General features: G+C 35.0%; 24 protein-coding genes. 15 read left to right on the top strand and 9 right to left on the bottom strand.

Going from position 1 to position 21795, the window contains the following annotated elements:
- The first annotated feature begins 16 nt into the window (after positions 1 to 16).
- The 3 genes from NSQ95_RS14515 to NSQ95_RS14505 all read left to right on the top strand — a co-directional run bounded on the left by NSQ95_RS14515 (position 17) and on the right by NSQ95_RS14505 (position 2290).
- Positions 17 to 436, top strand: coding sequence for a DUF2262 domain-containing protein (locus tag NSQ95_RS14515; RefSeq protein ID WP_340882561.1), 420 nt, complete (start codon positions 17 to 19; stop codon positions 434 to 436).
- Positions 437 to 466: 30 nt separating this feature from the next.
- Positions 467 to 1246, top strand: coding sequence for a hypothetical protein (locus NSQ95_RS14510; RefSeq protein WP_340882563.1), 780 nt, complete (start codon positions 467 to 469; stop codon positions 1244 to 1246).
- A 159-nt stretch (positions 1247 to 1405) separates the two neighbouring features.
- A complete protein-coding gene (locus NSQ95_RS14505) occupies positions 1406 to 2290 on the top strand; it encodes an alpha/beta fold hydrolase (RefSeq protein ID WP_340882566.1) in 885 nt (294 codons plus the stop codon).
- A gap of 632 nt (positions 2291 to 2922) precedes the next feature.
- Here the strand turns inward: NSQ95_RS14505 and NSQ95_RS14500 are convergent.
- Positions 2923 to 3315, bottom strand: a complete 393-nt coding sequence (locus tag NSQ95_RS14500) for an MFS transporter permease (protein ID WP_340882568.1) — start codon at positions 3313 to 3315, stop codon at positions 2923 to 2925.
- Between the two features lie 177 nt (positions 3316 to 3492).
- Positions 3493 to 4476, bottom strand: coding sequence for a papain-like cysteine protease family protein (locus NSQ95_RS14495; RefSeq protein ID WP_340882571.1), 984 nt, complete (start codon positions 4474 to 4476; stop codon positions 3493 to 3495).
- A 364-nt stretch (positions 4477 to 4840) separates the two neighbouring features.
- On the opposite strand from NSQ95_RS14495, the gene NSQ95_RS14490 reads away from it, so the two are divergent.
- The 5 genes from NSQ95_RS14490 to NSQ95_RS14470 all read left to right on the top strand — a co-directional run bounded on the left by NSQ95_RS14490 (position 4841) and on the right by NSQ95_RS14470 (position 8703).
- On the top strand, positions 4841 to 5536 hold the full coding sequence (locus NSQ95_RS14490; protein WP_340882573.1) for a response regulator transcription factor: 696 nt from the start codon (positions 4841 to 4843) through the stop codon (positions 5534 to 5536).
- A gap of 1 nt (position 5537) precedes the next feature.
- Positions 5538 to 6473 carry a sensor histidine kinase gene (locus tag NSQ95_RS14485; protein WP_340882576.1) on the top strand — a complete coding sequence of 312 codons (936 nt, stop codon included), beginning with the start codon at positions 5538 to 5540 and terminating at the stop codon, positions 6471 to 6473.
- A 97-nt stretch (positions 6474 to 6570) separates the two neighbouring features.
- Positions 6571 to 7494, top strand: coding sequence for an ABC transporter ATP-binding protein (locus NSQ95_RS14480; protein ID WP_340882579.1), 924 nt, complete (start codon positions 6571 to 6573; stop codon positions 7492 to 7494).
- Positions 7487 to 8182 carry an ABC transporter permease gene (locus NSQ95_RS14475; RefSeq protein ID WP_340882582.1) on the top strand — a complete coding sequence of 232 codons (696 nt, stop codon included), beginning with the start codon at positions 7487 to 7489 and terminating at the stop codon, positions 8180 to 8182. Before NSQ95_RS14480 ends, NSQ95_RS14475 begins: the two co-directional genes overlap by 8 nt.
- Positions 8183 to 8214: 32 nt before the next feature.
- Positions 8215 to 8703, top strand: a complete 489-nt coding sequence (locus NSQ95_RS14470) for a hypothetical protein (RefSeq protein WP_340882585.1) — start codon at positions 8215 to 8217, stop codon at positions 8701 to 8703.
- 104 nt (positions 8704 to 8807) lie between these two features.
- Here the strand turns inward: NSQ95_RS14470 and NSQ95_RS14465 are convergent, their stop codons facing one another.
- Positions 8808 to 9062: a hypothetical protein gene (locus tag NSQ95_RS14465; protein WP_340882588.1), complete on the bottom strand. Its 255-nt coding sequence runs from the start codon at positions 9060 to 9062 to the stop codon at positions 8808 to 8810.
- Positions 9063 to 9078: 16 nt separating this feature from the next.
- Positions 9079 to 9591 (bottom strand): ClbS/DfsB family four-helix bundle protein, encoded by a 513-nt coding sequence (locus NSQ95_RS14460; RefSeq protein WP_251555848.1) that lies wholly within the window; start codon positions 9589 to 9591, stop codon positions 9079 to 9081.
- Between the two features lie 192 nt (positions 9592 to 9783).
- Between NSQ95_RS14460 and NSQ95_RS14455 the strand changes: the two genes are divergently transcribed.
- Positions 9784 to 12399, top strand: coding sequence for an Ig-like domain-containing protein (locus NSQ95_RS14455; RefSeq protein ID WP_340882592.1), 2616 nt, complete (start codon positions 9784 to 9786; stop codon positions 12397 to 12399).
- Between the two features lie 85 nt (positions 12400 to 12484).
- On the opposite strand, the gene NSQ95_RS14450 is transcribed toward NSQ95_RS14455, so the two are convergent.
- Positions 12485 to 12679: a hypothetical protein gene (locus tag NSQ95_RS14450; protein WP_251555842.1), complete on the bottom strand. Its 195-nt coding sequence runs from the start codon at positions 12677 to 12679 to the stop codon at positions 12485 to 12487.
- Between the two features lie 257 nt (positions 12680 to 12936).
- On the opposite strand from NSQ95_RS14450, the gene NSQ95_RS14445 reads away from it, so the two are divergent.
- Positions 12937 to 14025, top strand: a complete 1089-nt coding sequence (locus NSQ95_RS14445; protein WP_340882596.1) for a mechanosensitive ion channel family protein — start codon at positions 12937 to 12939, stop codon at positions 14023 to 14025.
- Positions 14026 to 14059: 34 nt separating this feature from the next.
- On the opposite strand, the gene NSQ95_RS14440 is transcribed toward NSQ95_RS14445, so the two are convergent.
- Positions 14060 to 14596, bottom strand: a complete 537-nt coding sequence (locus NSQ95_RS14440) for a 2'-5' RNA ligase family protein (protein ID WP_340882598.1) — start codon at positions 14594 to 14596, stop codon at positions 14060 to 14062.
- A gap of 294 nt (positions 14597 to 14890) precedes the next feature.
- Between NSQ95_RS14440 and NSQ95_RS14435 the strand changes: the two genes are divergently transcribed.
- The 5 genes from NSQ95_RS14435 (at position 14891) to NSQ95_RS14415 (ending at position 18065) form a co-directional block, all read left to right on the top strand.
- Complete coding sequence (locus NSQ95_RS14435) at positions 14891 to 15067, top strand: asparagine synthase (protein WP_144539033.1); 177 nt, start codon at positions 14891 to 14893, stop codon at positions 15065 to 15067.
- A gap of 79 nt (positions 15068 to 15146) precedes the next feature.
- On the top strand, positions 15147 to 15530 hold the full coding sequence (locus NSQ95_RS14430; RefSeq protein WP_340882601.1) for a DUF378 domain-containing protein: 384 nt from the start codon (positions 15147 to 15149) through the stop codon (positions 15528 to 15530).
- A 141-nt stretch (positions 15531 to 15671) separates the two neighbouring features.
- Positions 15672 to 16415 (top strand): class I SAM-dependent methyltransferase, encoded by a 744-nt coding sequence (locus NSQ95_RS14425; RefSeq protein WP_340882604.1) that lies wholly within the window; start codon positions 15672 to 15674, stop codon positions 16413 to 16415.
- Positions 16416 to 16434: 19 nt separating this feature from the next.
- Positions 16435 to 17292: a hypothetical protein gene (locus tag NSQ95_RS14420; protein ID WP_340882605.1), complete on the top strand. Its 858-nt coding sequence runs from the start codon at positions 16435 to 16437 to the stop codon at positions 17290 to 17292.
- On the top strand, positions 17289 to 18065 hold the full coding sequence (locus tag NSQ95_RS14415; RefSeq protein ID WP_340882607.1) for a class I SAM-dependent methyltransferase: 777 nt from the start codon (positions 17289 to 17291) through the stop codon (positions 18063 to 18065). Before NSQ95_RS14420 ends, NSQ95_RS14415 begins: the two co-directional genes overlap by 4 nt.
- A gap of 111 nt (positions 18066 to 18176) precedes the next feature.
- Here the strand turns inward: NSQ95_RS14415 and NSQ95_RS14410 are convergent, their stop codons facing one another.
- From NSQ95_RS14410 to NSQ95_RS14400, 3 genes are all read right to left on the bottom strand, one after another.
- Positions 18177 to 19178 (bottom strand): phosphotransferase, encoded by a 1002-nt coding sequence (locus tag NSQ95_RS14410; RefSeq protein WP_340885878.1) that lies wholly within the window; start codon positions 19176 to 19178, stop codon positions 18177 to 18179.
- Between the two features lie 450 nt (positions 19179 to 19628).
- Positions 19629 to 21185, bottom strand: coding sequence for a YndJ family protein (locus tag NSQ95_RS14405; protein WP_340882608.1), 1557 nt, complete (start codon positions 21183 to 21185; stop codon positions 19629 to 19631).
- On the bottom strand, positions 21175 to 21786 hold the full coding sequence (locus NSQ95_RS14400; protein ID WP_340882609.1) for a DUF4166 domain-containing protein: 612 nt from the start codon (positions 21784 to 21786) through the stop codon (positions 21175 to 21177). The genes NSQ95_RS14405 and NSQ95_RS14400 overlap by 11 nt, the downstream gene beginning before the upstream one ends.
- Positions 21787 to 21795: the final 9 nt, after the last annotated feature.

Genomic DNA, 21795 nt, shown 5'->3' with positions numbered 1-21795 from the left:
ATAAAGGGGTGTAAATATGAACAGTGGATTGAATTTTGATGTGCTGGCCTATGACAAGGACACAGGAAACTATCAAGGAAAAATTGAAATAGAGACTGATTATTTTATAGATATGACTATTTCTCCTGAGTCATATGATAAAGAACTAGTATTTAAATTAGCCGAAAATACCTTTAGGAAAATAAGAATAATGAATGAATCATATAAAGAAAAAATAGCAGGGGATTTATTAAAACTACATAATGAAGTGTGGAATGAAGGCGAAATAATCAGTAAAGATGAATTTAAAAAACGAATTAATATACAAGGGATTTTAATTTTTTGTGAGGGAAACGCCGAATTGTATTATGACGATGGGGACTTATTCTGGGGTCACACGATAGTGGTAGATGTTGATGAAAATGGTTTATATCAAGAAGCTCAGATATACGGATGAACGAAATAATATTATGATCAGGGGGAACATATGACATTTTCCAATACTATTAGTTTAGAAACGTCACCTAGCAATATAAAAATCAGTGTCTTAGAAAAGGAAATAAACTTACCAGACGAAATTAAGTCAAAAGTAAATCAATACTGGGAAACGATCAACAGACAAAACACCTTTAGCAGAGGGGAGGTCTTTACTGTTCATCAAATTCAAGAAGATGAAAATGATTTAATTATTTCCCTTATCCATACGGATTATGCCCATTTCCTTTATAGTAGGAAAATGAAGTTATCAGCGGAGTACGACTGCACTGTTGTCTATCCTGCTACACTTGTCCTTACTTCGGACAAACATCTAGTTTATGGTCATATGAATGAAGGAACAGCCAATCCGGATCGAATTCAATTAGTTGCTGGTGGCTTAGACAAAAATGATTTAGAAGAAGGGCGTATTAATATACACAAAAATATAATAAGAGAGATAGAAGAAGAGCTAGGTATTAACCTTACTAAAATATGGTGTTTGTCACCTTTAAGTCCATGGCTAATAAAACGTGGAGGCCAATCATTAGTTTTAATAAATCGAGTAACCATTGATTTAACTTCTGAAGAAGTAAAAGCAATACATAAACATTATAAAAATGAATTATATAGTAAAGGAGAACTTCCAGAATTCAAAAGAGTAGAAACAATTCCATTTAACAGTACAGGGCTTAATAGATTATTATTAAGTGATTTTCATAAGGCTGACTATATAAACCCACTATGTATTTATTTACTAAAGCAACTAAAAGAAAATAAGAAGTGCCTCTAGAGATACTCATTCCATATCGTTTTTTTTATAAAAGGCTATGTAAAAGGCTAGGGTTGTTTTTTCATGAAGCGATTTAGTTTGTGAAATATTAAACTTAAACTGGGGTAGGTTAGTTGAAGAAGGATATTGAAAAAAGTATGGTTAAAAAGAGGTGTAGAATTGGAAAAATTAGAAAACTCTGAATTAGATTTAGAATATAAAGTTTTTGGTACTGGGGAGAAGATTCTCCTTTTAGAAATAGGAATAGGAAGTTCAATTTACAACTGGTTTCCCTTTGTTAAAAACATAATGAAAGACTTTACTATAATTTTGTATCACAGGGCTGGTTACGGTAGTAGTAGAATTTCGATAAATCCAAGGACAACTAAAAATATATCTTACGAGTTAAACAAATTTATTGAATCATTAGGTATAAAGGACAAGGTAACTATAATGGGACATTCTTTTGGAGGACTATGTGCGTTACATTATGTAATGCTTTTCCCAGACAAAGTTAATGGACTAATTTTATTGGATTCAACTTCACCAAACTTTAATCGTTTATATAATCTTGATATTCCAGTAATGAATTCTCTTATATCGTTAGACCAAATGGTACAAAGTAATTTGGACAATTCATTTAAATCAAAAGAGGAACTTAGAAATCTTTATAATCAGTCAATTGATGATTGTCACGCCATACTTACCAAGAGTGAAGTGATTAGATTTGAGGAATTTATCACCAGTCCTGATATGTTTAAAACTGTTGCAGAAGAGTTCCAAAACTGGGAATCAAGTAGTGAAAGTATAAAAGAACTTGGGGAATTCCCTAACATTCCACTAACAGTTATTGCAAGAGACATAGAGGCTTCGGTCAATGCCTTTGTTCAATACAATATTCCAAAAGAAGAGGCAGTAAAATATGAAAAAGTTTGGAGAGAACTGCAAATAGGATTATCTCAATTATCTACTAAAGGAAAACTTATCATAGCAGACCGAAGTGACCATGGTATTCATCTCGATAGACCTGATATAGTAATTCAGGGTTTAAAAAGATTTTTATAGAAATTACTGAAATCGTTGATAGATTGGGAATGATTGTACTTAAACTAACGGGTAACGGGTAGCTTTAGTAAAGAGGGAATCAAATTAAAATGAGCTTGGAGGAGATCTCCCAGTTCATTTTTTTGTCTTAAATAAACCTCTACTTTTAAACATAGCCAAATAAAAAATGATTTTATTATTAGACGTGTTTTTACATAGTATAGAGAGTTATTGAATTATTTTGCGAGGGGGAAAGTATTACTAACTACTGCTTGTTATAATGAACCACTAGTAAAATAGACCCTTTTGACAATGCTTGTTCAAAAAGAGGCAATGATTTTATATAAGAATATCTCCTTAAAAAAACAGCAAACGCTTTTTCACTGCTTGAGTCAATTTCATAAATAGCAATTTACCAATTAAACATGAACAATTACTTTGTATTGATTGTAGCGACAGGCGGCGACTCCAGCGGGAGGAGGGAGACAGATAAGACATCACGACCACGCGCGCAAGCGTTGGGTGATGGCTTATCGCTCCCCCCGCGGAAAGCGTCCGACGAGAGCGGAGATCAACTCTACTATACAAATAATTAACAGAGGCTATACCACAGTAAAAAATTTTTTTAAAAAAGTGATTGCTCTTTTTACTGTTTATTTATCCACTTCAACCTGCATCTGACGTTTTTTAGTGAACAGCATCCCAAAAAGGAACGTCATAAAGATAATTCCCATTACAGTGATGATGATGCATCGAACAATGTAATCGGAATCCATCGCAAAAATCACATCTTTACGGAACCAGTTTTGGAATGGTAGACCAAAACCTAAGAGAACTGCGAAGAAGAGAAGCTTTGTCCAGATACTTTTCCCCTTCATTTTTTTGATAGAGTTATTTACGAAAATACGTAGCAAAGCAAGAGCTAAACCAATCCCAAAGAATATAATGAGATATGTAACTATATCGTCATTGGTAACTAGCGCCGCAATTACCAATCCTAAAGCTATAATCAATGAACCAAACATAAACATATATTTTTTAGTCACGTAGCATTCTCCTTTTTTAATAAAACACTGAACAACGTGTTGGCTAGTTGCCTTATTATCATATGAAATTGAAGAAATGAAAGCAATCGACAGATTTTCGGGATCTGTTCAGTGGTTACTTTAGAAGTATTAACGAAAAAAAGAGAGTTATGACAATGTCATAACTCTCTTTTAAATCTATTTAGTATAATCCACAACGATGTAAGGCTGTAATTGGAATGGTTTCGGTGCAATGTTACGATCGTTCCACATTCCGAACCATCTTTCTAACGGATAGAAGTAATATCCGTCCTGCCAATGGTCAGATGTATCATACGGGTCTGTAAAGATAAGCATATCATCACCAATACCTGGTGTGCCATTATTATCATATCCAATGATGGCTTGCCAATGTCCGTCCCAATCTGCCCACTCAACCATAATTGGTCGGTCATTAGAAAGGTGGCCAGTTAACCATTTAACAAAGTAGCTATCCTTAGCATCTGTTACCCATGCTTCAGTCGTTTCACTATTTTCAGAAGCATATAAGCTGTTCCATGCGAAAGTAGCAGGAAGGTTTCCTACATTATTTCCGGTTGCACCATCTGCTTCTTGAATTAGATCTTCTGCTGCATAATTCACTTTATAGCTTGTCTCTACCACTTTAAAGCCTTCTAGACTAGTAAAGAAATTATGGAGCTGGCTAACGTCTGACCCGTATTCTGGGAAGTTGTTTGCAGAACCAGGCTTAGCTTCTGGAGTGTCCAAGTCGGTCATTGCTTTCATTTGCTCAGCAATATCCATTTCTGTCATGTCTGTGAAGCCAAAATGGTTAGCAACCATTAATGCGGTTGCAGGTCCACAAGACCATTCCGTTGTTTGCTGCATCGTTTGGAAATTTTCGATTAGTAGTAATTGATCATCTGATTTTATGTTGTAAAAATCAGGTGTTTTAAAATAACGAGACTCTTTGTTATCGCCAGCTTCTGCATAGGCATCAGCACCGCCATTTTCATCATAGTCTTCGCCTTTAATCATAGTTGGTTTAACTGCCACAGTAGTTTCGGCTGACGCTTTTGTGTCTACTTCCTTGTTAACCTCCGCTTGTGAATCTGAGTTCTCTGAGCACGCAGATAATAATAGCATTGCGGATGCTAAAACTGCTGTAAGGGTTCTTTTCATTTATCCCCATCCTTTTCTTCTTTTTTTGAAACACAAGAATTTATTATATAGAAAGTAGGGAACAAATCAATAGATCGATTTATATTATTTTTTTACTTTATTTTGAATTTAGCTTTAAGTTAACACGAACATATTTTAAAACTGATTTTACATCTAGCTGGACACCTTCCGCAGGGTGAGCGATCAGCCTACACCTGTCAGTACAATCAATACATAGTTAATGTTCGTGTTTAATCTGTAAAATGCTATTAATGAAATTTGCTCAGCTTATTAAAATAAACAGTAAGAAAAATTAGTTTTATATATATTTACTTCCATAAATTAGCTATCATTAAAAGAAAATGAACTGAATGAGGTGGAACAAATGTCTAAACGAATTTTATTGGTCGAGGATGATGAATCTATTAGTGAAATGGTTGAAAAATATTTAAGAAGTGAGGGTTTTATCATTACAACTGTGAACAATGGAGAAGCAGCGGTTAAGCAAAATCAATCCTCTGCCTTTGACTTGATCATTTTAGATATTATGATGCCAAAGCTAGATGGCTTAGAAGTTTTGAGGATCATTCGAGAAACTAGTGCTGTGCCTATATTAATTATGTCGGCAAAGGATAGCGATGTGGATAAGGCATTAGGATTGGGCTTAGGGGCTGATGATTATCTTGCCAAGCCTTTTTCATTACTAGAGCTATCTGCAAGAGTAAAGGCTGCGATAAGAAGAGCAACACAATATTCACGGGAACAACAAGTAATCGAGGATGTAATTGAAATAGGGGATTTGAAGATAGATGTTACTAACTTTATGGTTACGAAGGGAAAGGAACAAATAAAGCTCACTGCGAAAGAGTTTGCTATCTTAAAACTATTTGCTTCCAATCAAAACCGTGTATTTACTAAACAGCAGATTTATCAGTTGGTTTGGGATGATGAATACTACGGGGATGAGAATATCATTAATGTGCATATGAGAAGGCTTAGAGAGAAGATAGAAGAAGAACCATCAAACCCGAGGTATATAAAAACCTTGTGGGGAATTGGCTATAAGCTGGAAGGTTTTTAATATGGTACTCCTTTTATCTTCCACTATTATTTTGTTGTTGGCTTTCATTGGTTTCCAGTACAAAGAAAAAAGAAATCTCACCTCTAGTATTGCCTATACGCACCAAAAGCTTCATAGCATCATCCAAGAGAATTCAGGAGAAAAAGTTTTAGTGCATACCGAGCATGATGAGCTCCAGCAACTATTGAATACAATTAATGAGTTATTAGACGAAAAACAAAAAATACTTGCAACTCATACAAGGCTAGAAGAGTCCATGCGAAAAATGCTTTCTAATGTTTCACACGATTTGAAAACGCCGTTAACTGTCATTTTAGGCTATATTGAAATGCTAGAAATTGCACCCTCCCTACAGGAAGAAGAACGCCAACAGCTCCTTGTTAAACTACATACTAAAACAAATGAAGTACTTAAAATTATCCATACCTTTTTTGACTTGGCGAAAATTGAGGCAGGAGACCAACAATACCCATTGTCTAAGGTAAACATAAATGAAATATGTCGTAAGAACATTTTATCCTTCTATGATCTGATAACAGCAAAGAACATGCATGTTGAAATTGAGATACCAGAAAACAATTTATATGCATTTGGTAATGAGGAGGCAATAGATAGGGTTCTAAACAATCTATTATCCAATGCATTAACCTATGGCGCAGACGGTAAAAACATCGGGTTAGCGTTGAGATACGATGAGTCCTATATTTATATTGATATTTGGGATAAGGGAAAAGGAATCGAAGAGTATCATATCGATCGGGTTTTTGAAAGAACATATACGATGGACGATTCTAGGAATAAACATTTCCAAGGCAGTGGATTAGGCTTAACAATTACCAAGCGGCTTCTTGAAATAATGGGAGGCTCTATTCATCTATCAAGCATCCCTCATGAAAAGACGATTTTTACTGCAACGTTGAAGCGAATTACTTTTTAACGTTAAAGCATAACTTAAGAAATTCGTAAGATGGAAGTAATAAAAAAGAGAGGTTCGTTTTCTATACTAAGAATAGAACGAAGAGGGAGAGGATTCAATGTCATATATATTGAAAACAAATCATCTGACAAAAGTATTCGAAGGTAAGGAAGTCGTTTCTTCTGTTAATATGAATGTCCGAAAGGGAGAAATTTACGGGTTTTTAGGTCCAAATGGAGCAGGTAAGACAACCGTCATGAAGATGATGACCAATCTCATCAAACCGACGAATGGAGAAATAGAGATATTTGGTGAAAGGCTAACCGATCAATCATACGAAGTATTAAAAAGAATTGGATCAATAATTGAATATCCAATTTTTTATGATAAGCTGACTGCACGCGAAACACTTCAGCTTCATTGCGATTACATGGGTTATTATAACCAAAAAGAAATAGAGCAAGTATTAGATATGGTTAGTCTAGTGAACACAGGAGACAAGCGAGTAAAAGAATTTTCTCTGGGGATGAAGCAAAGGCTTGGTATTGCACGTGCAATTATCACAAAGCCGGAATTGCTTATTCTAGATGAACCAATAAACGGACTAGACCCTCAGGGCATTAAGAATATGAGAGAATTGTTTCGAATGCTTTCAAAGGAATATGGCATTACCATTATTGTTTCTAGCCATATTTTAGGAGAAATAGAACAATTAGCAGACACAATTGGAGTCATCAACAATGGCAAACTTATACAAGAAATATCACTAGAACAATTAACTCGTAGTCAAACGGACTATATTGAGCTGGTTGTTCAAGACATACAGAAAACTTCCTTCCTGTTAAGTGAGAAGTTACATTTAGTTAACTTTAAATTAGTAGACGATCATTGTATCCGTATATACGATTCAACGCTCACGCCACAAATGATTTCCAAGGTTTTGTATGAACACGATATTGAAATAGAGGCTATTAGTAAAAAGACAAGTACATTAGAGGACTACTTCTTAAAGCTAGTCAATGGGGGTGTAGTAAATGTTTAAGCTAATGAAGCTAGAGATGAAAAAGTTTAAACTGGGCTCTTATTCGGTTAACGCTGTAATTGCTAATTTTGTTATTCTCGGGTTTATATTTCTAATAGCGTTTATATCTAAAGTAGAAGGTGACCAGGACTTTGTAAATTACCAGGAGGTCTTAACGGTTATAGATTCATTTGTGAGGGGAACCTTTATCATCTTCGCTGCAACATTAATAGCGAAGTTAATAATAGGAGAATTCAAAAATAAAACCATTACAACGTTATTTATGTATCCAATTAGTAGGAAAAAAATAATAACGGCAAAGCTTGCTATTGTATTTATATTTACTTTTACATGGATCATTATTTCAAATCTATTTATTACATCAGTCTATTGCTTCGTTAGTGTAAACTATCAGCTAATTCCTGATACGCTAACGGCTTCGCTTCTTCAAGAACATATTGTTAGTGTAGTGATGTATGCAGTTGCAGCTTCTGGTATGGCTCTAATTCCTCTTTACTTTGGTATGAAGAAATATTCCATACCTTCTACAATTATTACATCTATTCTAATTGTAGTGTTAGTTACCAGTAATAATGGTGGATTTTCATTGAATGATATATTTGTTATACCTTTGTCACTGGCATTAATCGGCTTAGTTATTGCATATCTTGCTATCCGAAATATAGATAGAATCGATATAAAAGTATAGATTACTAAAACGGCAGTCAGGAGGATTGAGAAATGCAAGTAAATCGAAGTGAGTTACAAACGAATGATGATATTTGGAATGCTGTTTTATCTGCTGCTTATGGAAACTATGCTTTTCCGACCGAAAATGAAAAAAAGGATGACATATTTATTTTATTTAGTTACTTTTGTGAAATGGAAAGTGGAGGCCATGAAGCCTTGCTCATTTGGTTATCAGAAACGATGCAAGAAATGGGTATCCAAAAATACGTCAGTCGACTGACTAAAATGCTGGAGCTGATTGGTGCGGGGGATTATGCAAAAATCGAAAAGGCCTATTTAGAAGAAATGTTGAAGAGATACTTAACCCTAGAAAATAGTGGTTTTGAGAATCCTTATTTTGAAAAACTAGAAGCGGAGTACCTAATTGTAGTGGAGAGAGCAGATGAAGAATATAGAAATTTAGAAGAACAGATCAATGAGCGTTTATACAACTATGCAATGAATATACATGAAGAGGTACTTGAGATAGTTAATCATTAAGCAATATAAAAAAAGATGGAGTGATAGTTTCACTGCCGTCTTTTTTTATTTTGGGGATGCAAAACCTAAAATTTACATAACTGCGCTAAACTGAGTAACTATTATTACAAATCAAAGAGATAAAATGAACCTAGTATACAAACCAAAGTTAATATCCATAAAGTTCCATAGGTATATTTATTTAGTTCTCTGTCTAGTAAAGATATAGATTGAATAACTGTAATAGCTACAGCGACAAAGAGGGCTCCCAATAAGGCTCCCATTAAAGTAGGCAAGTCGTATATATATTCATCAATAAATAAAAATAGAATAATAGAAAACGGTATTGAAACGCTAGAAAGAAAATGCTTTAAATTCATTGGAATTCCCCTTTCTTTATGAGCAGGCTATAGACATTCCAATAGTTTCACATTTTTTAATTGCCCAGCTGTAATGATTGGAAGTATTTGCTGCAAAATAGCTGTGTAAGTTACTTGTTTTCGTCCATTTATAATATCTTTTCGTCATAATTTCTTCATTGGTATGTGATTCAATTAAATCCATTATTCTTTTGTGACTTAACCTCACCTTTTTTATAGCCTGAGCTAACGTTACTTCTTGATAGTTTTCCCAAATTTGCAGATTTAGTAGCTTGATAGTATTCCATTTATAACCGGGTGCTGGCATGAAAGGAATGTCTCCATCCATACCTTCTCTATACCATCTCTCCAGCATTACATGCCATTCGTAAAGATGCATTAACACATCACGAAAGTTCTTATCTCTTTCATTTGTCTCAATAGAGGTACCCCTTTTTCTACTCGGTATAGATTCAATTATTTTAAGCAAAGATTCAAAGGCTTTGTTGCTATTTAGCAATAGAATTTCTTTTTCACTTTTCTCCATCAAGTATAACTTCCTCCTATATAAATATTAACATTGGAATGAGAATATTGTAACAAAATTCAGAAATTGGAGATAGAGCGATTGATGAAATTTTAAAATTTAATTCAGTGCTTTAGAACTAATTTAAACTATATCTATTTTTATATTATTCTAAGATAATAAGGAGAATATATAAAATTTTGGAGGAACTCTAACATGAAGCATACTATCTTAACCACTTTTTTTGCATTATTTTTACTGGGTTTACATTCACCAGTATATGCTTCTGATTTAAATGGAAACAAAGTTATACAACTAGAGGATCCTCTACTACAAGAAAAGTTAGCTACTTATGTTAACTTATGTGACAGTCAATTTCACGAGAATACAACCATCGATCGTATTTCCACGTGTTTAGAGAACAACAATGGAATCTTAACACTTGGGAACGGATATGCTGGGGAGGTCAGGACTCTTAAAGGTCTGGAGGGACTGGAAGGTTTACATATTAAACAGTTAAATATTGAAAACACTCATGCAAGTGGGCAAAGCATTGCTGACCTTACACCACTAGCCAATATCAAAAGTCTAGAGAGTTTAAAATTATATAGTACATACTCAAATGATTTCTCTCCATTAGCAACTCTGCCGAACTTAAAGGAATTAGTGATTAACTCTACTAATAATGAACCGATACAGTCCATTTCTTTATTAAAAAACCTACAAACGCTCCAACTAAGTGGAAGTCAAGTTACTTCACTGGCTGGAATTGAGAGGATGAAACAGCTTACGTCATTGGCTTTAGATGACGTCTCAATTCCTGATTATGGGGCATTAACAAATGTACCGCAGTTGAAAAAATTATTTGTGGACTTTAATGGGGACTCTCGTTTCTTACAGTCTCTGTCTAATTTAGAGGTATTAACTCTCGTTGCTTTTCGTGATGAACCTAAAATCATTAATGGAGATGACTTGAAAAAGTTAACAGAGCTTAAGACACTTCGATTATTTAATATTGAAGCCAATTATGATTATCTTAATAATATGTCACGATTAGAGGAGTTAAAGATATCAAATAGGGATGCTAGTTCCTTGTTTAGTGCGATCAAGGAACCCATGGTATACCTAAAAAGTTTAGACATCAGTCAAAATGAACTTTCTTCGATTGAAGGGGCCGAGAAGCTTTCGGTTCTATTTCCCTCGATTGAAAAACTAAATCTTAGAGGAAACGAGATTGCTGATTTATCACCTCTAGTACAAACAGAACGACCTTATCAATACTTAAAAGATTTAGATATAGATGGTAATATAATTTTTGACATTAATATACTAGGAGAGCATGCTAATCTTTTTCCTTCATTGGAGACAATTTATGCGGAATCCAACTATATTCATTCAATTAGTGAAATGACCAAGCTACCAGTTTTGCAATCCTTGTTTTCGGGATATAATTTAATTGATGTTTTTGATGAACAAAATCCTAAAAAATTTATAGGATATTTTCAATTTGAGTTAAGTAAACTAAAACCAATAGAAATGTCTATGGGCGATGTATATGATGGGCCGATTTTATCAAAGGTTTCGATTAGTGATGAATATTGGCGAGATGAGATTAAGACAAGTAATTTGACCGTAACTTTTTCAGACCCTGAGGTGGCAGAATTAACGAAAAAGGGAAATATTTTAGCAAAAAAAGCAGGGACTACAACCGTTACATACTCTATTAAAGGTGCAACTGATCCTTATTTTACCCATTCGACTTTGTTAACTGTTTTAAACAAACATTATAAACCATACGACCCTAGTATTGATGGGGATATTACACTGCAAACAAACAAGATGAAAGTATATACATACGGTGAAGATAAGGTGGTAATAGCTAGTCATGGAAAGGTAATTGCAGAGGTTGTACCTTCGGGGTGGTTAACGTTTACTCTTCCAAATCTTAAGGGTCTGAAGGAATTACAGGTTTGGTCAGAGTCCAAACTGGGAGTAAAGAGCAATGTAGTTACTATGCCAATTTATAAAACAGAAAAGCCAACCCTACCCGAAATAGAAAGTGTTACTGATCAAACAGAATACATTACAGGTACTGCAGATCCTCATACCACTGTCTATATTACTTCAAGAGAAGCTGAATCATTTAAGGAACTCACCCAAAAAGTCAGCGACAAAGGGACTTTTAAAGTTTACACCGGGAAGCTTCAGGAGGGTATTTCTATTATTATATACTCCAAAAATGAAGAAGGAAGAGAGAGCACTAATCTGAGTACGACTGTCCAAGATGTAACGCCACCAGCAATGCCGATATTGGACAATGTGACAAGTGAGTCATTGCAAATTAGTGGTAAAACAGAAGCCCATGCAAAAGTAACAATCAAACGAATGTCTAGGAATATTGGAGACACTCTCGCAGATAAAAATGGTATTTTCAAGCTCTCGATTTCAGCCCCAAGTGTAGGAGATACATTTACGGCCATTGCTGAGGATAAATCTAAAAACAAAAGCAAGGAAGCAAGTATTGTAGCTATTTTACCTATAAAGGAAGAAGAGATAATACCTAAAAAACCTGTTTTTTGGAAAGGCTTGCAGTTAAAGAAAGGGCAAATTGGACTTGTTACAATTACAAAAAAGATCAACCTTTGGAAGCGTGAAGGGGACAAGCTCGTCTTTCAACGGATATTAAATCCAGGGGAAGTATATCGAGTCTACAGATATGATAGCAAGTATGGAGGGCAGTATGGTGTGGGTGGAGACCTCTTTATAACTAACATTAGCGGCTATGTGAAATATCAAACGCCATCAAAAGCAATATTGTCACAAGTTAATTAGAAGCAGCAGCACAAAAGAATGTTGCTAAAGTATAAGGGTCTGTATCATAGATACAGACCCTTTAATGATTGCCCATCTCGTGTAATTAGATATTCTGTGTTACCTTTAATTTCCTCACTAAGAAAAAGGTAAGAGTAAGAATCACACCAGTAATCATCCCGATGATACTTAAATTGATACCTGCTCCGGACGTAATACCATCGGCACGAATAATAGCATTAGCATAGATGGAAACCCCGACGATAATAAATCCAATCCATTCAAATATTTTGGTTATCATATTTAAAACCTCCATTTGTACCTAAATTATAACATTATTTGAATTTTTAAAAAATTTAATTTAACCACATGTGCGTCGTACTACAATCATGACTTAAGCTTATCCTTTACAAGTTCATTTTCTTTCAAAATATCAAAGTTTAACTTTCTTAGTAAAAGGCAAACCTTTATACAATGTACAACCACGACAGCAAATCATTAAAGGATAGTAAAATTCTGTGGTATGATATGTGTTGATTTTGCTAGGAGGTATTTTTTATGGATTTGTCTATCTTTATGTCGTATGTCTTTTGGAAGAACCTTGGTATTTCCATTGCCATACTGTTAGTTTTCCTTATTTTGAGAAAAATTTTCTCGAAATATGTATTTAACCTATTGATCAAGCTAAGTGATAAAACACCGACTGATGCATTGACGCACCTTTTTCGGTCCTTCGAAAAGCCTATTCAATGGATGTTTATCATAGTCGGAATTTATGTGGCGGCTAGCTTCTTTCCACATTTTGATGAAACAAATAAATTATTCCTGGTGCTTATAAGAGTCTCCTATATTATTCTGATCAGCTGGGGATTATACAATATGTCCTCTGATTCCTCTACTTTCTTTATTAAAATGAGAAATAGATATAATTTGGATATTGATGATATACTCATTCCTTTTCTTTCAAAGGCATTGCGAGTTATTATTGTTGTCATTAGCTTTAGCGTCGTGGCAGAAGAATTTGGATATAATGTTAGTGGCTTTGTAGCGGGGCTTGGCTTAGGTGGGGTAGCAATCGCATTTGCTGCAAAGGATGCACTTTCTCACCTATTAGGTGGCTTTGTTATTATTACAGAAAAGCCTTTTAGAATTGGTGAATGGATTTTGACTCCGGATGTCGAGGGGACGGTCGAAGAAATTACTTTTCGTAGTACAAAAATCCGTACATTTTCACAAGCTATTGTTACTGTTCCGAATGCCATGATTGCGAATGGGCCAATAACTAACTGGAGTAAAATGGGGAAAAGACAAATTAACTTCAATCTAAGGGTATCTCAAGAAACGCCTAAGGATAAATTAGAGCTTGTAGTAAAAGAAATTGAACAGCTAGTGAGCAAGCATACTGGTGTTCATCCAGAAACAATTTTCGTGAAATTTGACGCATTTAAAGAAAATGGCTATGACATCTTCTTGTATTTCTTTACGAACACAACTGTATGGGCCGAGTTTTTAAAAGTAAAAGAGGATATTAACTTTGGTATCATGGAAATTTTAGAACGAGAAGGAGTTTCTATAGCCCTTCAAAGTCGAAAAGTTTATGTGGATAACGAATTAATTCAGAATGAAACAAAGAGCATAGAGGAATAATAAGTACCGCTGGGATGTGTATTCTCAGCGGTATTTATATGTTCTGAAGTTTTTTAGAAAAAATTACTGGAGCTTGTGTCGGGATAGACGTAATTACAGCAATTTCTTTAATAAATCCCTTCATGTTCTGAGCTTGAGTAGTGCAATAGAGGAAAGCTTCTACTAATTTTTCGTTGGATAAACGATTTGCTATAGTACAGTGTGGAATCCATTGTCCAGGATTATACAAGGATAGTGAGTCATTAAAATTCTTAAAATAAGTATGAAAGTCGTTGTGGAAATGAAAAAGATCCTCTGTAATAACAGGTGCATAAAAAAGTGTTCCAGATCCTGTAAACGATCCAATAGAAGGAAACGTGATTTCTATACTTTTTTTATCTTCTAAATAGCTATCTAAGCTATCTACAAAAGATTTAATATCTAATTTGCTGTAACTTGCAATAGTAATATGTGGCTTCCGATCACTTACCTCAAACGCATAGGAAGAAATAGATTCATCCTTTAACTCCTGCCAAAGCTTCAAAATCTGCTTATTTAACTGACCATCAAATAACGCAATTATCCCATACATATGATTCGCCTTCTTTTTTTTAAAAATTCTTTTTTAATATCCAACGATTTATATATTTGATAAAAGATTGGAAAGTATGCCACTGAAGATAAGATTCAATCAGTTAATACTAATTTTCAGTAGACTAAAAAATATTTCGCTTGATTATATCACATAAATATTTCATTTATTGATAAATGTTGTTAAAAGAAAGGATATTTTCATGCCCGGGTACTATTTACTGAGCAGTATAAACAGATGGATATTGCAAAAGATATGAAGGAATCACAGCAATTAATGAGAGGAGTGTTTTTAATGGAGAGTATTCGCGAAGGGTTAATACCAACAGTTTTAGGGACAGCCGTAACTACAACTGGAGTAGCGCTTAGGAACAATAGAAGCATTTCACCATTAATCACGAGTTCGATTATCGGATTTGGCTTAGCGCATATTGTGTTGGGGGCAATCGATTTAGTTGAACATCGCCGCTAAAGATTCAGGGTGGAAGGAACAATTCCTTCCATTCTTACTACCTAGCTCCACCTATACAAATTGAAGGAGGTGTTGGTCCGTGTCAGTACTATCTCGGATTGCTTTAGCATTAGTTATCATTGGTGCATTAAACTGGGGTTTAATCGGATTTTTTGAATTTGACTTAGTTGCATCTATTTTTGGTGGACAAACTTCTGCGTTTGCTCGTGTTGTGTATGCACTCGTTGGTTTAAGCGGAATTGCTTGTATACCACTACTGTTTGCTCAAGAAGACGAAGAAAGAAGTACTTCTACCAGCAATGGTAACAGTCAAAATTACAGAAATCTAAGCTACGAAACAGAATTTGCAGAAGAAGAGGAAATTATTGTGGCAGATCCACAAACGAATGCTTCATCGAATAATTCTACAACAGACTCTACTACAAATTATTACAAAAAAACTTCTAAGAAAAAGAAGAGATAATTTTGTAGGGCATCCAAAAACCTGACGCAACGTTAAAACGTGCGTCAGGTTTTTTGTTTTATGAAGGAGTTTAAGAATAAATAATCGAATATAAATATAAATCCGCGGAAAGTGGTGGAACGAGTAAATTGGAGGAACAAGATGAATACCAAAACATTAGAAATAAACAAAACAAGCTGGGAAAAGTCAGCAAATCGTTTTTATGGAAGAAATCCTCTTCCAGAATATGGACCAATGGCTCCGCGTGAAGAACATTTAAATTTACTAGGGGAAGTAAAGGATTTGAAGGTTCTAGATATCGGCTTTGGCAGTGGGCATTCCCTACAATATATGGCGAATAGAGGAGCAGGAGAGCTTTGGGGCATTGACTTATCAGACAATCAGCTATCTGCTGCAAAAGAGTTATTGAAGGATTATGGATCTTCTGTAAAACTATTTCAATCTCCTATGGAAACTAATCCTGGATTGCCATCAAACTATTTTGAAATCGTTTATTCGATTTTTGCACTAGGATGGACTACTGATTTAGACAAAACATTATCCAATATCTATTCTTACTTAAAAGCAGGAGGCATTTTTGTCTTCAGCTGGGAGCATCCTCTACATAGCAGAGTGAAGCATGAGGATGGGAAGTATCTCTTCAACAAATCCTATCAAGAGGAAGGGCCGTACGACCATGATTTTTGGGATACCCAAGCAATCATGCAACAATTTAAAGTGAGTACTTATATTAATAGACTTGTGAAGGCAGGCTTTAAAATCGAGGAAGTCATTGAAGAGGTTTACTTAGAGGAGGAAGATGTACAGCGCCATGTGAATAGGTGGTACTCCTTTGAAAAAGCACAGCTTATACCGACAACACTAATTATTAAGTGTAGTAAATAGTTAAAGGGGGAAAGCAAAATTGAAGATTATAGATACGGTGCCTTTCTTTTTAAACAATTACACTCCATCGATTAGCTTTTTAAGGGGCTATTACGAAAAATATCCAGCTATTTTTACAGAATATTTTCCTCGTCATTGCAAAGACACCGAGGAACGACATAACCAGTCGCTTGAGAAATACCCTGATAATTTGCTTAAAATCAAACAAGTGCATGAAAATATAACACCTATTATTCAAGAAGTAGTGCACGAATATGAGCGATTATACGAAGTTTCTTTTCCGGTAGAGGTCAATTTGATTGTCGGAGGTTTTGGGTCAAATGCATATACGTACCAGCAAATAATTCCTAATATCACCTTTGCGTTAGAGAAGCTGTCTCCGGATCCAAACCATTTGAGGGTAATCGTTGCTCATGAGTTTGGTCATGCGGCGCAAAATATTTTAACGGACAGGGCCGGAATGGATTGGACGACTGCTCAATGGACTCATCCATTCAACTGGTTATATAGGGAAGGAATTGCAACGTGCCTATCTGAAAGAATTATTCCTCATTTAAAGAAATCCGTTTATTTTACTTACGATGATGAAGGTGAGGAGTGGCTCTATTTTGCTCAACGGCATGTTAAAGAAATAAAAAAGGCATTTATAGAAGACTATCGAAAAATGTCTGGAAATGAATTATCTCGTGATTGGTTTTCTATAAATGGAGTAAATGCCTTCGGCTACAGTAGATTTGGCTATTTCCTTGGAGAACTATTTGTGCAAGAGGAAATGGAGAAGCATGGGGAACTTGAAACAATCATCGCATGGGAAAATCCTCACTACCTAGAGAGGGTAGAGAATTGGCTACTTCAAGTTGAAGGAGAACTGGTATGACGAATCGCATTCAACTAGATAATTTAGAGGAATATGATGATCCAGCAGCCTATGATCAGGAAAATAATCATTACGTAGGGGAACTTCCATTATTACTAGAACGGGCAGGGAAAGTAAATGGTCCAATTATAGACTTAGCCTGTGGAACTGGGAGGCTGACCTTACCATTAGCCAAAGAAGGCCACAGTTTGATAGGTATTGATATTCATGAAGGAATGTTGGAGCAGGCAGCTAAAAAAGCCGGAAAGCTTAACTTGGATATACAGTGGCTGCAGCAGGATTGTACAAATTTCCAAGCAGGAATTAGAAGTCCGTTTATTTATATGGTGGGTAATTCCATACAGCATTTCCATACAAATGAGGCACAGGATCTACTTTTATCCTCTATAAAACAACATCTTCAGGAAGATGGTATTTTTATATTTGATACAAGATTTCCCTCTGCTAATGAGCTGCTTCAACCTGCTACAGAGGAATATTGGAAAACTTATATGGATGGAGAATACGAGGTAGATGTCTACACGATCAGCAGTTATGATGCATTAAAACAAATTCAGCATTACACAACCATTCGAAAATATAAAGATCATAGTGCAAAAATAATTGATGAAAAGATAACTAATATCAGCTTACGATATACCTATCCCTTAGAGATGGAGAGGTTATTAAAAGAACATAACCTGGAAATTGTAAATGTTTATAAGGATTGGAAGGGCACACCGCTTGATTCTGAAAGTGATAATATGGTGTATATCTGTAGAAAAGTTATCTAATAGATAAAAGCTATGTTTAAAAAATATTAAAATTGAGCTGGGAAATGTATCTCCAAGCTCATTTTATTAGATATACATTTTTTCTAAGTATCCGCTAGTTGAACAAGGACCCTAAGGTTTAGAAATTAATTTCAATAATTTTTCACCACGTTGTTTATAAGCGGTTAAGTGTTGTTTTAATATTTCTTCATTATTAGTTTCTAAAATTTTAATTGTATTTCTTACGAAGTTCCAATTTATGCAACCAGATAACCATATAAGTGAGGGAAGACGGTTAATATCATTTTCACAAAGCACATCATTTATTTTGTAACCATTAATAAAAGCATTTGCGACAATTGGAGACATTTCAGTCGAAGATATTCCATTTGTTCGGGAATACCATTTGATTAGCCATGCTAATCCCTCAATCCTATCGCTGTAGCCAATTGATTCAAAGTCGACAATTCCTTTTATTTTTTCATGTTTATCCCAGATAATATTAAGTGGATTTAAATCTGATTGTATTATAAAGTCAAAATGCTTCGTCGTTGCATTTTCTATATGATATTCAGTTATTTCAAGATATTCATCTACCATTTTTAAATTGTCTATTGAAATGTAAGATTCTTTAACTTTATTCCGAAGATTTTCAACAAATCGGGAGTAACCAACAAGTTGAGATTGCTTCTGGAAGACAGAACTTTTATATAAACTCGAAATATCGTGAATCTTTCTTGCAATTTTGCCAAATTCCTCTGCAATGTACGCATCACAATGAGTTATATGTTGGCCTTCAATCCATTCTAAAAGTATAAAACGATAGGTTTCATATTCCCATGTAATTGTCGTAAACGGGAAACCTTCTGAAGTGGGTAGTAAACGTATAAACGGAATTTTATTATTTACAAGGAATCGACAAAACTTTGTTTGTTCAAGTAAAGTATCATTTGAGATTTCTCCAAATATATTGTTTGGGGAACGATTATTCTTAATGAATCTTGCGGAGAATGGTTTTCCATCAGCAACTATTTTGTAATGTAGGTCACTATTCCAGCTGCCTTTATGTAATTCTTTTTCAATGAATAATACTTCGTTTCCTAATAAGTAAGGTTCAAGTGCTTTTTTTATCATTTGGTACAATTTTATATCCCCTTAGATGAAAAAGATTAGTATTATTTAAATACTGTAATTATTTGGAAAATCATAAGTGTTAAGGATGTGTGAGAATCTAAATGTAAATAACACCTAATAGGAGTCAATTTAATCAAACAGAACTAGACCTATGAAACAAGAACATTTCCTAATTTATTGATTGTAGCGGAAGGCGGCGACTCCAGTGGGATGAGTGAGACAGATAAGACATCACAACCACGCGCGTAAGCGATGGGTGATGGCTTATCGCTTACCCCACGGAAAGCGTCCGACTAGAGCGAAAATCAATTCTACTTTACAATTATAAAAGCATATAAAATTAACTATTCTCTATTAATTGTTCTTGTTTTTATTGAAAAAATATGACTTATGAAATTAATTTTAATAGATAAAAAGAATCGTAATCTCTGGGAATCTTTTTTTTCCATACTATTTCAACAAAACCCTATAATTAATCGTCAAAAATGGAATACAGAAAATACGCATCTCATGTTTGGCAGTTAGAATTTCATTTTTCTCCTCTAAAAGAAATTGCTCCTCCAAAGGAAGCTTAAAGATGGTTTCTCTAAAGGCCAAGTAAATCCCAGCATCAGACGCTAAGGCACTTTTGCTAGTTAAGAGAAGCTTTCCATCTTGCTCTTCTAATGCTAATACGCCAACCATCGACGACCATGGTAAAGGGAGGGAGATATTCATAAAGGTTTCCTCGTCTCGAGTATGTATGGAATATAGTGCAACAAAGATGGTGCTTGTTTCAATTTTTCGAACCCAAGCTCTTGTATTGGTACGTCCATCCTCGATAGCTACTATATCTCCAGTCATCTCCATTTCCTTAGAGGGGAAGGGTAGATTTAGCTGTTGTATTCTTGAACTAAACAAACCGTATAATGCGGCAAAAGGCTTGAACCAAACATGCCAGTAAACAGTGGAAAATAGTCGATAGTGCATTGTTTGTTCATAAAAATGGCTAATCATCGGAGGAAGTGACTCTTTATCTATAAAAATGCTCATATCATCGACCAAGCCCGTATAGGTCTTATTTATGTGATAGTCATCTAAAACTTTCTCACCAACAGTTCCTTTACCTTTGATCTTGCTAATAGGAAGTTGCAACTTTTTATAACGTGCCGGTGGTGTCCAAATGGACCAGCCGACAATACCGACGAACGCAAATATTAGGCAATTAAAGAATCCATGGAACTTAAGCATGAAATCTATCGTCACCCCAAAGACACCAAACGCATTCCCTGTTGCATACAAAAGGGAGAACAGAATAGTAACACCCAGTGCCCCAAAGGATGTAATGACTAGGCTTTTCTGATAGCCGTTTTTATATGTTGCCTTAATAGCTAGAACGATAAAACCATATATTCCAATCATATATAAAAGTACGGATATAAATTCTAAAAGTGTAGAAAAAGTGATTCCTATTGCAACGACTAAAGGAGAAATTAAAATGATAGCTGTCAGCCAAGGGTAGCTGGCAGGTTTATAAACTCGCCCTAAAAAGCCTATAAATACTGGTAACAAAAAGGAAGAATAGTGAAAGTGAATTCCTGTCAGCCACGTTAAAATAGGAGTAAATCCTGTATCTATTTCAAGAACAGAAGCAACAAACCAAATCCCGCCGATAAATAAATACATCATTCCCATATCAATCGCAAACTCTTCTATGTGGGTAAATCCTCTACTCATAAATCGTTTAAATCCATACATGGCCACAATAAAAGTAAAAAGTAGGTAGATAAGTGCGAGCAAGGCATCGAGCCTAGAATCTTCTGTAATCTGTAAAATAGAAACAGCTATTACAGCAGGAAGGACAAAGTAATAAATCAGATGATTATCTTTCATAACTAGTTTTAAGACGAGCGGAACAAATAAAATCTGAGCTACTGATAGCATAAGAAAATACCAGGGACCTACGCTAAAAGCAGCAACTATGAGAAATAAAATAGTATGGGAGATTGCAATTCTTTTATAGGTCATCTGTTTGAAACACCCCTTTATACTCGAATAGTATCCCAAGTAAAGGATTAGTGATTAAAACATGAATAGAAAATACGTCTCTCTTTTCTACATAACACTCTTTAACAAGAACATTTCCTTTTAAAAGCCTTGGTAAGGGGATTTCCAGCTTGCCTAATACAAGACGCTGTTTACTAGATTCAATTTGAAGATGTCCTTCCTCTGTGACGATGAATACGAGTTCAGAATAGAACAAGCTCGGCTCCCCAAGATAGTCCCTTACTACACGCTTACTCTTATCTAAGCTCATTAGCGCATTAAAATATCTTGTTTGGTTTGGGAAGAAAAACGTTCTCTCCCAGTGAACCTGTTGTTCGCCGTTTGGACCTAGCTGCCCTTTATTAACGATTTGAAATGGTACATTCTCTCCTTGCTCAGGAAATAAAAACTTCCAACGAGTGGCTATACGAAAGAAAGGTGACAACCATTTCGGACCACTAGTTATTTTTGTCATGACTCCTGTTGCCTGGAAGGCCTTTTCAGAAGAAATAGTATACCGCCGCTTGAGCATTGGCTGCAGTCGCTCGAATTGTTCTCCAAGCATTTCTTTATAAATAGACATATGAAAAAC

The sequence above is a fragment of the Psychrobacillus sp. FSL W7-1457 genome, from assembly GCF_038593405.1.
Classification (GTDB): domain Bacteria; phylum Bacillota; class Bacilli; order Bacillales_A; family Planococcaceae; genus Psychrobacillus.
The sequence above is the reverse complement of the archived record's forward strand: the minus strand, read 5'-3'. Positions and strand labels throughout refer to the sequence as shown.